The following is a 15,165-nucleotide window of genomic DNA, read 5'->3' on the forward strand; positions in this document are numbered from 1 at the left end:
TTCCTACCACTATCGGTAGGAACCTTTTATTTTTAATGAATAATTTTACTTCCTTTTGCGTTCTCAACAAACTTTTCACTTGATTTGTTAATTGGTGTTTTCAGTAATAATGCAGCAACAATCATAACTACTACGAAAGCACTTAACACAAGTAAATCTCTAGTTACTATATCCCAAAGCATTCCACCCACTGTTTCACGAATTGCACTAATTGCGTATGTGAATGGTAAGAACGGATAAAGTGCTTGGAAAAACGCTGGTGTCATTTGAATTGGGAATGTTCCGCCCGATCCCGCTACTTGCAGTACAAGTAAAATGATCGCCATCGATTTCCCAACGTTTCCGAAAATAGAAACGAGTGAGTATACGATACAAACGAAAACTCCGCCAATAAATAAACTAAATAACACAAACCAGAATTTATCGACTACGTACGTGCCGAGTAAGAATATATCTCCCATCGATACAATAAACGCTTGTGAAAGACCTATCGTTAAGAATGTTAATAAACGTCCGAAGTAAACTTCATGACTCTTATAATTCGCGCCTTCTTCATGCACTTCTACCGTTAATAATGAAACCATTAATAATGCGCCTACCCATAATGCAAGCACTGTATAGAATGGTGACATCGCTGAACCGTAGTTTGGCATCGCAAATAACTTATTCTCTTTTAAATTTACTGGATTCGCGAAGTAATCACTTTGCTTTTCAACATCATTTTTCAATAAGCGTATGATGTCTTTTATATCCTCTTCAGATTCAAAATCACGAATTTTATTTGCTAAGTCTTTAATCTTTTTCTCAGTCTCCGGCATTTCAGCTTTAATGTCTGTTAATTTCTTTCTACCATCTACTAAGCCTTTTGATGAATCTTCTAGTAGCTTTTTAACATCTGGAAGCTTTTTGTCTGCTTCTTTTAAAATTTGAGATGTGTTTTTAGACATACGTTTCGTACGTTCAATTGCTGTGTTAAAGTTTGGAACGATTTCTGAATCATATGTTGCTAAGAAATCGCCTAATTGAGCTGAAGCATTTTTAGTCGCTTCATTAATACTTTCTACGACCTCTTTTGTAGGTTTCTGTCCATTATTGATTAGTGTAGTTGCCTTATTCGTTGCATCTATACCTTTCTGAACAGAATTTTGTATTTTGTTCAATTTTGCAATTCCGCCATTAAGGTTTTTTCCGCTATCTACATCTGCTAATACCTTATTTGTGCTTTCTAGAACCGGAATCGCATCACCAATTAGATTATTAGTAGCTTGTAGTTGACCATTTAAATCGTTTAAAGCTACTTTTGCACTATCTAATCCATTAACACCTCTATTATTTACGTCTGCTATAACACCTTCTAAATTATTTTTTGCCTTTTCATATTCATTTTTCACACTATCGTATGCTTCATTTGCATCGGCTTTAGCTTGATCGACTGTGCTAACTGCTTTTTTATAATCTGCTACAAACGTTTCATTATAATCTTTTTCCGCTTGATCAATTAATCCATTTGCTGCATCTAATTTTTGATTCGCTACATCTGTTACATCTTTCTTTACTTCTTGTCCTGTACCGATAACATTTACAATATCTTTAATACCGTTGTTTGCATTTTCCATACCGCTTTTCAGCTTAGTTAAGCGATCCACTCGCCCTTGGAAAAAGCTTTGACCAAAATCAGTCGTCGCCGATTTTTGAAGTTCAGTAAATACATTAATAAGGTATGCAATACTATCTGTACGACCTTGAAGATTTTCAGAAACCGCATTAAGGTCTTGTTTTGCCTTTTCTGGATCAAACTGGCCATTTTGCAATCCATTCACAACACTTTTTCCGTATGCTGTTCCTGCACGTGCTGAGTTTAAAACATTATTCACTGTTTGATTAATGTTTCTTGCAATGTTCTTATAACCTTCATCGTTCATCTTTGAAAGATCCGGGCGTGCTGGAAACTCCGGTAATCCCTTCATACCAGAAAGGTCTATCCCTGGATTCATTAAAAAGTTCGTAAAAGTATTGGCCTTATCCATTACATCTTTTGCTACAGTTAAATTATTTCTCATTGTTCCAGGTGCATTCTTTAATGTTTCATCATTGTTGGCAAAGAACTTATCTAAGTTCCCTAACGCTTCTTGCCCATCATTCATAACACTTTCTACAACTGGCAACTCTTTCTGAGCTACTTTTACCAGATCCTCTGCTCGAGTTGCATCATCTAACGCCTTATCCATTAATGTATTCATTTCTGGGAACTGCGCTTCTAACTTAAAGACAAGGTCTTTTACTTTCTCGATACTTGGTAAGTTTGTTTCTAAATCGATTCCAAGGTCATTGAAGATTTTAAAAATCTCACCGTTCGCTGTTTTAACGAAGTTTTTACTAATTTCTTCCGTAATACCTGATGCACCTTTTGCTGTAATTTTCGGTGCAATCGCATTTACTTTTTCATTTACATAGTAATCAAGTTCTGGCTTTTGTGGATTTTCATCCAGAACAGTTGCAATTTTTTCAGAGAAGTCTTTTGGGATTGTAATACTTGCATAATAATCCCCACGCTCAACTCCGTAAATCGCCTGCTTTTGGTCTACAAATTTCCAACCAAGATTCTTGTTTTTCTTTAGAGAATCTACAATCTCGTCCCCGATATTGATATCTTTCCCTCTTAAATTAGAGCCTGCATCTTGGTTAGAAACGGCAATGGGAACCTCTTTTGTATTTCCATAAGGATCCCAAGAAGCTTTAATGTTAAACCATGCATATAACGATGGTAAAATCATTAACCCTAAAACAATAACAATTGCAGCCCAATGTTTAGCTACATTCCGTAAATCTGTCTTATAAATACGCCAAATTTGTTTCATAGAATTTATCACCTAATTATATATTTTTCCTTCTTTAGAAAATGATACATACATTTTGCAATTATATCACTTTCTACATCGTGGATTAAACGAAAATACACTATTTTTCCCATTAAATATTTCACTTACTTCATTATATAACGAAGTAAAAAAAGTATGCATACAAAATGACCAAATTAGTTTTACATTCAATAATAACAAATATATAGGAAATGTCATAAAAAATACAAGTATTTTCTCTTGGCAATACTTGTATTCCTCAAAAAAATCCTCACAGCTTTTCATCATCTGTGAGGATTTCTTCTATTATATATCTACTTGTACTTCTACACCGGAATGATCTGAAATTACATTTCTGTTCGTACCATTAAAAATGACTTTTGAAAAACGAACTTTTTCACTTTGGTTACACAATATTAGATCGATTCGTAAGTTATGTTTATTTTCATCCCAACCAGCAATCTCACCTTGGACAGTTGTTCCTTCATCCTTCTCTATTGCTAGTTCATATGTGTCATACAAACCTTTTTGCATCATATATTCATAACCTTCACCTTGTAAACGAGCGTTATTATTAAAATCACCCATTAAGAAGGAAAGTTCATTACTATCTACACGCCCCATCAAACGATTAACTTGATCTTTGAATGATTCTTCTTCATCATTCCACCAACCGAGGTGGCAAGAGTAAAACGTTATGTTCTTATCATTATAAGCAATTGTCGCACTTACAATTTTGCGTGTTTTCCAATACGTTGTATCCTTATTTTCTGAAATAAAGAACGTATCTTCTTTTACAACATTATGCTTCGTTATAATCGCTAATCCTTCTTCATACACATCATAACCAATATGAGAGAAATCCCAAATAATATTGTAATCTTTTACATGTAACGCTTTTAACTCTTCTAATAGTAAAAGTCCAAAATTATCTTCTTTCTTGTTACCGCATACATTTTCAGCTTGTATCGACTGACTTACTTCTTGCAATGCGATGACATCGTACTCTTCTTCTTGAATGACTTTAGCAAGATATTTTATCTTTTCCATTTGATTCTCTTCTTGCCAAGAGTGACAGTTTAAAGTTAGCAATTTCATCTTATTACGCACCTAACATATCTTGAATGTCTGACTTTAATACGTCAGCTTTCGGACCATATACTGCTTGTACACCTTTATCTTTTACGATAAGTCCTAAAGCACCATTTTGTTTCCACTGTGCTTCTGGTGCAACAACATCTAAATCTTTTACTGTTACACGTAAACGCGTCATACAAGCATCTACGTCAGCAATATTTTCTTTACCACCTAATAAATCAATAACTTTTGTTGCTAATGAACCATCCTGTACATTTCCTGTTCCTTCTGATGACTCATCTTCATTATCAATATAGTTACCTGCACGTCCTGGTGTTGGTAAATTGAATTTTTTAATTAAGAAATTGAATAATGTAAAGTTCAGACCGAAGAACACTAATGAAACGATAACGAAATTGATTAAATCTCTTGTTAGTCCTGCATTAACCATCATCGGTGTACGAGTAATTAATTCAATAAATCCAAATGCGTGAACACGTAAGTTAATTAAATCTGCTAATGCGAATGCAAGTCCTGTTGTAATTGCATATACAACATATAATACTGGAGCAATAAACATGAACATGAATTCAATTGGTTCTGTTACACCTGTTAAGAATACTGCTAATGCAGCCGATAAGAACATTGGTTTATATTTTGCACGTTTTTCTTTATCAACATTACGGAACATCGCGAAAGCAATACCCATTAACGCTGCTGTTGAACCAATAACTTGTCCAGCTTTGAAACGAGCTGGTACAACGTTATTTAATAAATCGTTATATGCTTTCGTATCTCCATTTGCTAGTAAATTATTTAGGTCTGTAATCCATGCAAGCCATAAAGGATCTTGTCCTGCTACAATTTGTCCAACTTTTGAGCCAGTTAACATCGTATATGTTCCGCCTAGCTCTGTGTAGTTCATCGGAATCGTTAACATATGATGTAAACCGAATGGTAATAGTAAACGCTCTAACGTTCCATATACAAATGGTGCAACAACTGGTGCACTATCTTTAGATGCTGCAATCCAGCGACCGAATTCATTTAATCCACTTTGGATGAACGGCCATAAAAGTGATAATACAATTGCAGTGACTGTAGACCAAACAATTACAACGAATGGTACGAATCGTTTTCCATTAAAGAATGCTAATGCCTGTGGCAGTTTGTTATAGTTATAATATTTGTTATATAAATTAGCTCCTAAGAAACCTGTGATAATCCCTACGAAAACTCCCATGTTTAATGCTGGTGCACCAAGTACAGAAGTGAAGTAATCTTTTACAACTAAATCTCCTGCTAATACTGAAGAAACTGTAGCTTTTGAATCCGTTAACATTTCAGCGTTTACGCCAAATATAGCTCCTGTAATTCTGTTTGTTAAGACGAATGCTAATAGCGCTGCAAATGCACCACCTGCACGGTCTTTCGCCCAAGATCCCCCAATTGCTACTGCGAATAAGATGTGTAGATTTGTAATAATTGCCCAACCTATGTCTTCCATTACGCGAGCGATTGTATGAACTGCGTTAATATCCCCAGCAGACATCCCAATTAACTTACCGATAGAAATCATTAAACCAGCTGCTGGCATTACAGCTACAACAACTAATAATGCTTTCCCGAACTTTTGCCAAAAATCAAAAGACGTAATTTTCATCTGTTCTTCCTCCCCTTTATTTATAACAACATAATGATTTAAATGATAATTTCTGTTTCTATTATGAAAACGATTCCTTATGCTACTTTATTTTTATCTTTACGCAACCGTTTTCATAAATCTATTTTAATAAAAGCGTTTTCACTTTGCAATAGAAATTTATTTTTTTTCATAAAAAAAGATGCTCTAAGAGCATCCTTTTTTATTATGAAATGCGATAAACCCTTGTTTCATAAGGTTTTAACGTGATTGAAGTTACTTGTTCATTTTCTACAACTTCATAGTTATTTAAAAGCAAACGTTTGCGTTCTAGTGCAAATAAACCCTCATTATACACAGCTACCTCTTTTGAGATATTACTAATTACAACAATTTTTTCATCGTTTAATGTACGAGTATATGCATAAATTTGTGGATCATCTTCTAAAAGTAAATCATACGTACCGTAATTCAGTACATCGTGCTCTTTTTTCAAGGCAATCATTTTCTTATAGAAATTGAAAATAGAGTTCTCTTCATTCTTTTGCTTTTCAACATTAATTTCTTTATAGTTTGGATTCATACCAAACCAAGATGCACCTGTTGTAAAGCCAGCATTCATCTCATCGTTCCACTGCATAGGTGTACGTGAATTATCGCGGCAAGAAGCCCATATAATTTCCATCATATCTTGATGTGATACGCCCTCTGCAATTTTCTCTCGATATAAATTTTTAATTGCTACATCATCATAATCTTCAATATTTGGGAATTGAACGTTCGTCATCCCAATTTCTTGTCCTTGATAAATAAACGGTGTACCGTGCATAAAGAAATACATTGCTCCAAGAGCTGTTGCACTTTCACGCCAATATTGTTTATCGTCTCCCCAAGTTGAAACGATACGTGGCTTATCGTGATTCTCAATATATAAGGCATTCCATCCTTTATTTTCTAACCCTTTTTGCCATTTCGTTAATACCTTTTTCAAACCTACAACATCAAGATCTTTCTTCTTTTCTGCATCCCATAAACTTAAATGTTCGAATTGGAATACCATATTGAACTTACCTTGCTCTTCTCCAACCCAAAGCTCAGCATCTTCAATCTTAACGCCATTCGCTTCACCAACAGTCATAATATCATACTTAGAAAACGTATTTTCTTTTAACTCTTCTAATAAAGGTTGAATACCATCCACATTCATATGTTTATCAAAAGATGGTACATACTTTAGTTCTTTTGGATTTGGCATATCTTTGAAACCATCTTCTTTTTTAATATGGCTGATTGCATCCACTCGGAAACCATCAATTCCTTTATCAAGCCACCAATTAACTGTATCGTATAACACTTCGCGAACTTCTTTATTCTCCCAGTTTAAATCTGGTTGTTTACGCGAGAATAAGTGTAAATAATATTGTCCTGTTACTTCATCATATTCCCATGCCGAACCATTAAAAATACTTTCCCAGTTGTTTGGTTCCGCACCATCTTTACCATCATGCCAAATATACCAATCACGCTTCGGATTGTCTTTAGATGAACGAGACTCAATAAACCATGGGTGTTCATCACTTGTATGATTAATAACTAAATCAATAATAAGCTTCATATCACGTTTATGAACTTCATCTAGTAAAGCATCAAAGTCTTCCATCGTACCAAACTCATCCATGATATCTTGATAATCACTAATGTCATAACCATTATCATCATTAGGTGACTTATACATTGGACAAATCCAAATTACATCTATACCTAAATCTTTTAAATAATCCAGTTTTGCAATAATACCTTGTAAATCTCCAATACCATCACCATTTGAATCCATAAAGCTACGCGGATAAATTTGATACGCAATCGCTTCTTTCCACCATGTCTTTTTCATAGTCATTCTCTCCTTTTGCATCCCATCAGAATTTTATGCAAACGTTTTCGTAACACTATCATAACAAAATATGAATAGTTTGCAACTGTTTTCATTGAACTCTATGTAGATTCCTTATTCTTATGCTTTATTTATTTCTCACAAAAGCAAATCTCATTCCTCACCTGCTCTTGTCCACGCACGTATATGCTCGGTTAAAGATTTACGAGAAAGCTTTATCAATTAATTAGCCCGATATCGACATTAAAAATTGGCAAACTAGTTATTACGGCCCTAACTTTCAAAGATTGCGTAAAGTGAAAACCATATATGATCCTTGCAATGTTTTTCGTTTTCAACAAAGTATCCCTCCTTTTCATACGTAAAAAAGGAAGAACAGAATGCTGTTCTTCCTTTTTACATTGAAAATCGTTCAATTGTTTGTTTCAAGTCTGCTGCTTGCTTTTCTAAATCCTTTAACAATTGATCGATTACTACCATATTTTTAGATTGTTGCAGCGTCACACGTGCTACTTCTTGTGAACCAGCTGATGTTTCCTCAGCAATTGCTGCTACAGCCTTCGTCTGTGCTCCTGTTTGATGAATATGACTCACTTGTTCGTTCATATAGCCACTAATTTGCTTCGTTGCATCAGCAACTTCCATAATACTTGATGACATTTCTTTTAAAATTAATTCAGTAGCTTCCCCACGTTTCGCCTCTTCTTTAGCTGTGTTCACTTGCTCTGTCATTTTCAATGCGACTTGTTGCACTTCTTCTTGCATATTCCGTAATAATTGCGATATATTTCTTGCAGAATGATCGCTTTCATCGGCAAGTTTACGTACTTCTTCAGCTACAACTGCAAAGCCCCTTCCATGCTCTCCAGCACGAGCTGCCTCAATAGAAGCATTTAGTGCTAATAAATTCGTTTGACTAGCAATCTCACTCACAACAGAAACAATATGTTCTACTTGTTTCATTCGTTCTTCTAACTTCTGTACATTTTGCATCGAATTTTCATTTTCTTTTGCCAATGTTTGAATACCTTGAATTAAAGAAGTGAAGACTCGTGTACTTTGCCCTAAAGCTTGAACCATTTCTAAAGACAACTCGTCAGACTGTTTTGCTTTTTCTTCTACTTCACTCGCAATAGAAGTTGTTGTATCAACAGCAGAAACAATCGCCTGAATGGAAGCTGCTGATTGCTCGGCGCCAGAAGAAATCTCTGCAAGGGTTTCAGACACACCTCGTGCTTGCTTTGTCGCTTCCCCCGTTTGACTTCTAATTTGCTGAACTTGATTATTTGTATACGAAAATGTAGTATCAATATTTTTTACCATACCTCTTAAGTTCCCTAGCATCATATTAAATGCAACACTTAAAGATTTAATCTCATCATCTGTTTTTGGTAACGGGACATCTTCACGAATATCGCCATCGGCCGCTTTCCTTGCAGCCTCCTCCAACTTCCGAAGTGGTTTAATTAAAAAGATTGCTGCTCCATACGCTAAAATTCCAGACCATACTACGCCTAATAACATAACGATAATATTATAAACAGTTTGACTTACATAACTTTGAAAATAATCGTATATCACGTAAATAAAAAATATACTTGTTGAATATGTAATAAAAGCTAAAACTGTAGTAAATAGCATAAGTTGTGTACGTAAGCCAAAGGAAAATGTCTTCCTTTCTTTTTCCATCTCTTCTTTCCCCCTTTTTATAAGCAACATAAGTACTACCTATATATTATTATCTATATTTTCGTTATAGAAAGATATAGGGATTTTTAAAATCATTATTTCTTTGAATATCAAATTACCCGAAAAAAATAAAGGATTCTGACAATTTATGACTAATAACAGAAATAAGGGGCAACATTTGTAAAATATATTTTGACTGGGGGTTTTGTATGATTCAGGTTCGAAATCTAGTAAAATCATTCGGCTCGCTTGATGTTTTAAAAGGAATTGATTTACAAGTAAAAGAAAAAGAAGTTGTTGTTTTAATTGGTGCCAGTGGTTCCGGTAAAAGTACATTACTTCGCTGTCTTAACTTTTTAGAAATGTACGATGAAGGTGAAATTCACTTACAAGGTGAACGAATTGATCCACAGCATTCAAATTTAAACAAAGTCCGTGAAAATGTCGGAATGGTTTTTCAGCACTTTAACCTCTTTCCTCATATGACCTCACTAGAAAACATCATAGAAGCACCTATTCATGTAAAAAAATTAGAAACAACAAATGCTAAGGAAATTGGAAATCAGCTTTTGCAAAAAGTCGGTCTACAAGATAAAGCAGATGTAACTCCCCACCTCCTGTCAGGTGGTCAAAAGCAGCGCATTGCTATTGCACGAGCTCTTGCTATGAATCCTAAAATTATGCTATTTGATGAACCTACCTCAGCCTTAGACCCTGAACTTGTTGGAGAAGTATTGCAAGTTATGAAAGAACTTGCTGAAGAAGGAATGACCATGGTTATCGTTACTCATGAAATGAATTTCGCAAGAGATGTAGCTGATCGCGTCATATTTATGGATGACGGAAAGATTGTAGAGGACGCTCCGCCAGCACAATTCTTTTCAGCTCCATCACATGAACGAGCAAAACAATTTTTACGCAACGTTTTATAATGTAACTTCTGTTTCAAATGAAAAGAAATACATTCATACGGTGCACAACTAATTGTCCAAATAAAATATCTCAGTAACATACTTAAAACCATCCGTATGATCAATATATAGGAGGGGTTTTATGAAAAGAAAACTATTAACCATTGTTGCGAGTATTACATTATGTACATCCTTCATACTAGGAGCCTGTAGTAAGGAAAGTGCTACTACTTCTTCAAATGGTAAAAAAGAATTTCGTTATGCGATGAGTGGCTTATATAAACCTTTTAACTATAAAGAAAATGACGGAAAGCTTGCCGGTTTTGATGTGGAAATTGGTGAGGCACTTGCGAAAAAAATGAATATGAAACCCACTCCTATTACAAATCCATGGGAAACGCTAATTCAAGGTCTACAATCGAAAAAATATGATGCTATATTGGGCAGTATGGCAATTACAGAAGAACGCTTAAAAGCTGTTAGTTTCTCAAATCCTTATTATCGTTCTGGTGCCCAAATTTTTGTGGCTAAAAAGAATACATCTATCTCTTCTCCAGAAGATTTGAAAGGTAAGAAAATTGGTGTTGTAAAGGCTAGTACCTTTAAAGACCTTGTTGCAAAACATACAGATCAAATCACAGAATATGACAGCGATATTACTGCACTTATGGACTTAGAGCCTGGACGTATTGATGCAGTAATCACTGATCAAATGGTCGGTTTACGTATGATCAAAGAAGGTAAATCAAATATAAAAGAAGCTGGAAAACCATTAAATCTTGATGAAATGGGAATTGCTATTCGTAAAGATGATAAAGAAATGGTTGAGAAAGTAAATAAAGCTTTAGATGAAATCATTAAAGATGGTACGTATGAAAAAATCAGTAAAAAATGGTTTGGGCGTAATATTCTCGGCGAAGAGGAAAAAACGAAGTAAATTAGCTAGTCAAATGTTTCATACATTATGCCCCACTTTTTATGTGGGGTATTTCATTCCCTACCAAAATCCATACAATATGAGGTGACACATATGTTTGAAATTTTTATGTCTACTTATCCCACACTCTTAAAGGCTACTATTGTCACATTACAATTAACACTAACATCCCTATTACTTGGTTCACTAATTGGATTACTATTCGCTTTTTTTCGAATCTCTAACAATAAGATTTTAAATAGTATTGCTCATGTATATATCGCCATTATTCGTGGTACACCTTTAATTGTTCAAATTGCCATTCTCTATTTCGGTATTACATCGATTATTGTCTTCACTCCTTTTTGGGCAGGAGCAATTGCTTTAGCAATCCATAACGGTGCATATATTACTGAAATTTTCCGCGGTTCCATTCAATCTGTCGACCGTGGACAATTGGAAGCTGCTCGTTCTTTAGGTATGCCTTATCCTTTAGCAATGCGCCGTATTGTATTACCGCAAGCATTTCGTCAATCTCTTCCTCCTTTAGGAAATCAGTTTATTATTGGATTAAAGGACTCTTCTCTCGTTGCATATGTAGGATTGTCCGAATTATGGGGATCAGGTTTATCAATTGCTGCAAGTAACTTCCAACAATTAGATACATACATAATCGTTGGTTTATATTACCTCGTACTTGTTCTTCTATTTACTTATTTTGTTAATCTTTTAGAGAAACGATTACAACGAAAAGAAACAAATTCAGTTCAATTTAGCAAAAAGAATAAAAAAGAAGTCTCTTTATAAAAAAAAGCAAGCCTGAAATGGCTTGCTTTTTCACTGCAAAATATATCAATTTTTACTGATTTACTTTTTTAATACTCTCTTCTTCCTCTATATGTTCCTCACGATATGAAATATTATGAGGATCTAGTCCATTTCCTAAAGAACCATAGAAATGCTCTCTATGCGGATCCACTAATTCACTTCCTTGATAATACACACGTGGTGTATTCCATAGCGCTGCCAAAGCTTTTGTCATTGGCATCTCATGATAGCGTTCCGGCCACATTTCTTTAATTTTCTCTTTTACTAACGGATAGTATTTAGAGCTCATAGCAGGGAACAAATGATGTTCTGTATGATATGAGAAATTGAAATGTAAAACGTCTACCCAGCGCGGTACTGTTACTGATAAACAGTTCGCTAACGGATCATTTACTGGAACAATTGGATTTAAGCGATGATTTGTTGCGATATATGCCATTACAATAAAGTTAGCAATTAACAATGGAATTACATATGCAAATAACCATTTTCCAGGTCCCATAATAAACAATAAACTAATCCAAACAGTCCAAGGCAAAAGAAGTTGAAGCCATACAGATTTTTGATTGGATGACTTAAATTCCTTTATAAAATGAAAGAACATTCGAGTCGAATGTAACGTAAATTGAATGGTTAGTGACAGAAAACTAAAGAATGAACGAACATGAAGAGGCATGCGATATACCCACCTTAAAAACTTACTCTTTTTCAGTTTCTCAAGTGTAGGCCATGCATCTGGATCATTTTCTTCATGTTGTGTATGAACATGATGCGTTGCATTATGCCACTTTCTCCAAAGCTTCGGGCCAGTTGATAATGGCATAAATGCTATCGCGCCTAAAAAATCACGAAGCCATGCTTTTCTTACAACAGTTCCATGTAAAATTTCATGTCCTAAAAATCCAAGTGAAGCAAAACATAATCCAAGAACAATCGCAATTCCTAGATTCGCCCACACATTCAATTCAAATACACCAATCGATATTAACCCCGCCAATGCCACAAGCAAATAAGCCAGTCCACCAAATAAACGTGTAGGAACTGGTTTAAATGCTTTTTTCGGCAAATGTGGTGATACACGTGCTGCATACCACCCAAACGTATGAAGCTCCTTCATCCTTTTGCCCCTTTCTTATGCCGCGTCTTGCGCAACTTACATATATCAATTCTTGCTTCCAGATTGATTTTACTAGCTGATTAAAAAGCATCTATGTATAAGGAAAATATACTCACTCTATCGTCACTTATCTTTTCGCTTTTATTATCAATGAAAAACATTTCTCTTTTTACTCTCTATCAACCTTTCCACATGATGAATCATATCAATAGAATTTCCATATTGTCAACAACTTTTATGACCTAGTAATAAAAGTTGGTTATACTTTTATAATCATACTTTATTCCACTAAAGAAAAAAACATAGATTTTATAAGGTTTTACCCATTATGCATATACATATGCTGACATACTATAGACTCTATCTTATTCAAGAACTCTCTGTGTAAACAACAAATAAACTCACCTGAATCTAGCTTTGCACAACTCCTATCTCTTCATACCGACAACACCAAAATTATATTAAAATAATTTTATCTTTCTTTTAATAAAAATAGGCTCTCTCTAAAACAGCACACATGAATTTCATATCCTATGGAAATATTAAAAGGAAAATTGTTCTAAAATCGGGAGGTTTCTATAATGACAAGCGATACATTTCCACAATTCCCATTATCTTATTGGATTGAATCTACTCAAATCCCTGCTTTTCCCCCTTTATCTGAAAATGTAAAGACAAAAGTTGCCGTTATCGGTGCCGGTATTACAGGTATTACTACTGCCTATTTACTTGCGAAAGAAGGCATCGATGTTGTTTTAATTGATTCTGGTCTTATTTTAAATGGAACGACTGGGCATACAACAGCAAAGGTAACAGCACAACACGATCTTATTTATGATGAATTAATAAATCATTTTGGTTTGGAAAAAGCGAGGCTTTACTATGAATCAAATAATCATGCTCTACAATTCATAAATGAGACGGTGAAAACATATAAAATCGACTGTAATTTCTCAAATGAAGATTCATTTTTATATACAACTACTGATAATGGATTAAGAAATTTATCGAAAGAATATGAAGCCTATCAAAAATTAAATATACCTTGTGACTATGTTCAATCTCTATCGATTCCAATTCCAGTACAATCTGCACTTGTCATGAAAAATCAAGCCCAATTCCATCCCCTTCTTTATTTGAAAACACTTTTAGAAAAGTTTGTAGAGATGGGCGGAAAAGTTTATGAACAAACAACAGCTATTGATGTGGAAAAGGGTGATTATCCACAAGTCATTACAAAGAGCGGACATCGCATCACTTGTGAATATGTTGTCTCTTGTTCACATTTTCCTTTTTATGATGCGAATAGCTTTTTCTTTACGCGAATGTACGCAGAACGCTCTTATGCTCTTGCCATTAAAGCAAAAACAGATTATCCAGGTGGCATGTATTTAAGTATTGATGATCCAAAACGCTCCTTACGCTATACAACAAACAATGGAGAACAATTAATTTTAATTGGCGGAGAAAGTCATAAAACAGGACAAGGAATAAACACGATGCTTCATTACGAAGCACTGTATTCTTTTGCGGAAGCAACGTTTGGAGTAGATGAAGTTCCCTATAGATGGTCAGCACAAGATTTAATCACGCTAGATAAGCTTCCTTATATCGGACATATTAACGAAAGAAATCCAAATATATTTGTTGCAACTGGATATCGTAAATGGGGAATGACAACTGGAACTGCTGCCGCTCATTTACTGAAGGACTCCATTCTAAAAGTCCACAATCCCTATAAGGAACTGTATGCACCATCACGCTTCCATGCAAATCCAGATATAAAAACATTCCTCTCCCAGAACATTGATGTTGCGAAACATTTAATTGAAGGAAAGATTGAAACCGCATTACGTAAGCCAGAAGATCTCGAAGTTGGTGAAGGATCTGTCGTACATGTTAATGGGAAACGAGCAGGTGCTTATAAGGACAAAGATGGGAAATTACATATTGTCGATACAACTTGTACACATCTCGGCTGCGAAGTTGAATGGAATAATGGTGATTGTACTTGGGACTGCCCTTGCCATGGTTCCCGCTTTTCAATTGAGGGAGATGTTATGGAAGGTCCAGCAGATCAACCGTTAAAACGAGTTGATAATGAGTAAACAAATAAAGAAGTTCAACAGGATTCCTGTTGAACTTCTTTATTTGTTGTAAAACCTTTTCAGATAAACTTCGACATAAGAAGGGAAATATTAACATCAAATAAAATAATATATTTATCTATAAATAA

Annotated in this window: 9 protein-coding genes and 3 pseudogenes; 5 read left to right on the forward strand and 7 right to left on the reverse strand. The window is 34.7% G+C overall.

The features are described from left to right. Positions 1-32: 32 nt before the first annotated feature. The 4 genes from ACUN0F_RS31545 to ACUN0F_RS31560 form a co-directional block, all read right to left on the reverse strand. The gene (locus ACUN0F_RS31545) at positions 33-2,858 is read right to left on the reverse strand and encodes a YhgE/Pip family protein (RefSeq protein ID WP_445540760.1); all 2,826 of its coding nucleotides are present in this window, start codon (positions 2,856-2,858) and stop codon (positions 33-35) included. A gap of 306 nt (positions 2,859-3,164) precedes the next feature. Next, positions 3,165-3,956: an endonuclease/exonuclease/phosphatase family protein gene (locus ACUN0F_RS31550; protein ID WP_445540761.1), complete on the reverse strand. Its 792-nt coding sequence runs from the start codon at positions 3,954-3,956 to the stop codon at positions 3,165-3,167. A 4-nt stretch (positions 3,957-3,960) separates the two neighbouring features. Beyond that, the gene (locus tag ACUN0F_RS31555) at positions 3,961-5,598 is read right to left on the reverse strand and encodes a PTS transporter subunit IIBC (RefSeq protein ID WP_064056276.1); all 1,638 of its coding nucleotides are present in this window, start codon (positions 5,596-5,598) and stop codon (positions 3,961-3,963) included. 205 nt (positions 5,599-5,803) lie between these two features. Beyond that, positions 5,804-7,468, reverse strand: coding sequence for a glycoside hydrolase family 13 protein (locus ACUN0F_RS31560; protein ID WP_445540762.1), 1,665 nt, complete (start codon positions 7,466-7,468; stop codon positions 5,804-5,806). 230 nt (positions 7,469-7,698) lie between these two features. Here ACUN0F_RS31560 and ACUN0F_RS31565 point away from each other — a divergent pair. Then, positions 7,699-7,833, forward strand: a pseudogene (locus ACUN0F_RS31565) (BBE domain-containing protein); the annotation flags it as partial. A 31-nt stretch (positions 7,834-7,864) separates the two neighbouring features. Here the strand turns inward: ACUN0F_RS31565 and ACUN0F_RS31570 are convergent. Together ACUN0F_RS31570 and ACUN0F_RS31575 are read right to left on the reverse strand one after the other, a co-directional pair. Further along, positions 7,865-8,437, reverse strand: a pseudogene (locus ACUN0F_RS31570) (methyl-accepting chemotaxis protein); the annotation flags it as partial. Between the two features lie 369 nt (positions 8,438-8,806). Further along, a pseudogene (locus tag ACUN0F_RS31575) lies at positions 8,807-9,187 on the reverse strand (HAMP domain-containing protein); the annotation flags it as partial. 179 nt (positions 9,188-9,366) lie between these two features. Between ACUN0F_RS31575 and ACUN0F_RS31580 the strand changes: the two are divergent. The 3 genes from ACUN0F_RS31580 to ACUN0F_RS31590 all read left to right on the forward strand — a co-directional run bounded on the left by ACUN0F_RS31580 (position 9,367) and on the right by ACUN0F_RS31590 (position 11,791). Beyond that, positions 9,367-10,089, forward strand: coding sequence for an amino acid ABC transporter ATP-binding protein (locus ACUN0F_RS31580; RefSeq protein WP_064477213.1), 723 nt, complete (start codon positions 9,367-9,369; stop codon positions 10,087-10,089). 121 nt (positions 10,090-10,210) lie between these two features. After that, positions 10,211-11,005 (forward strand): ABC transporter substrate-binding protein, encoded by a 795-nt coding sequence (locus ACUN0F_RS31585; protein ID WP_046953749.1) that lies wholly within the window; start codon positions 10,211-10,213, stop codon positions 11,003-11,005. Positions 11,006-11,098: 93 nt separating this feature from the next. Continuing rightward, on the forward strand, positions 11,099-11,791 hold the full coding sequence (locus ACUN0F_RS31590; protein WP_000461606.1) for an amino acid ABC transporter permease: 693 nt from the start codon (positions 11,099-11,101) through the stop codon (positions 11,789-11,791). A gap of 52 nt (positions 11,792-11,843) precedes the next feature. On the opposite strand, the gene ACUN0F_RS31595 is transcribed toward ACUN0F_RS31590, so the two are convergent. Continuing rightward, on the reverse strand, positions 11,844-12,929 hold the full coding sequence (locus tag ACUN0F_RS31595) for a fatty acid desaturase family protein (RefSeq protein ID WP_064477210.1): 1,086 nt from the start codon (positions 12,927-12,929) through the stop codon (positions 11,844-11,846). 581 nt (positions 12,930-13,510) lie between these two features. Here ACUN0F_RS31595 and ACUN0F_RS31600 point away from each other — a divergent pair. Continuing rightward, entirely contained in the window at positions 13,511-15,037 is a 1,527-nt protein-coding gene (locus ACUN0F_RS31600) for an FAD-dependent oxidoreductase (RefSeq protein ID WP_264462482.1), read from the forward strand. The last annotated feature ends 128 nt before the right edge of the window (positions 15,038-15,165 follow it).

The organism is Bacillus sp. 1A, from assembly GCF_052682215.1.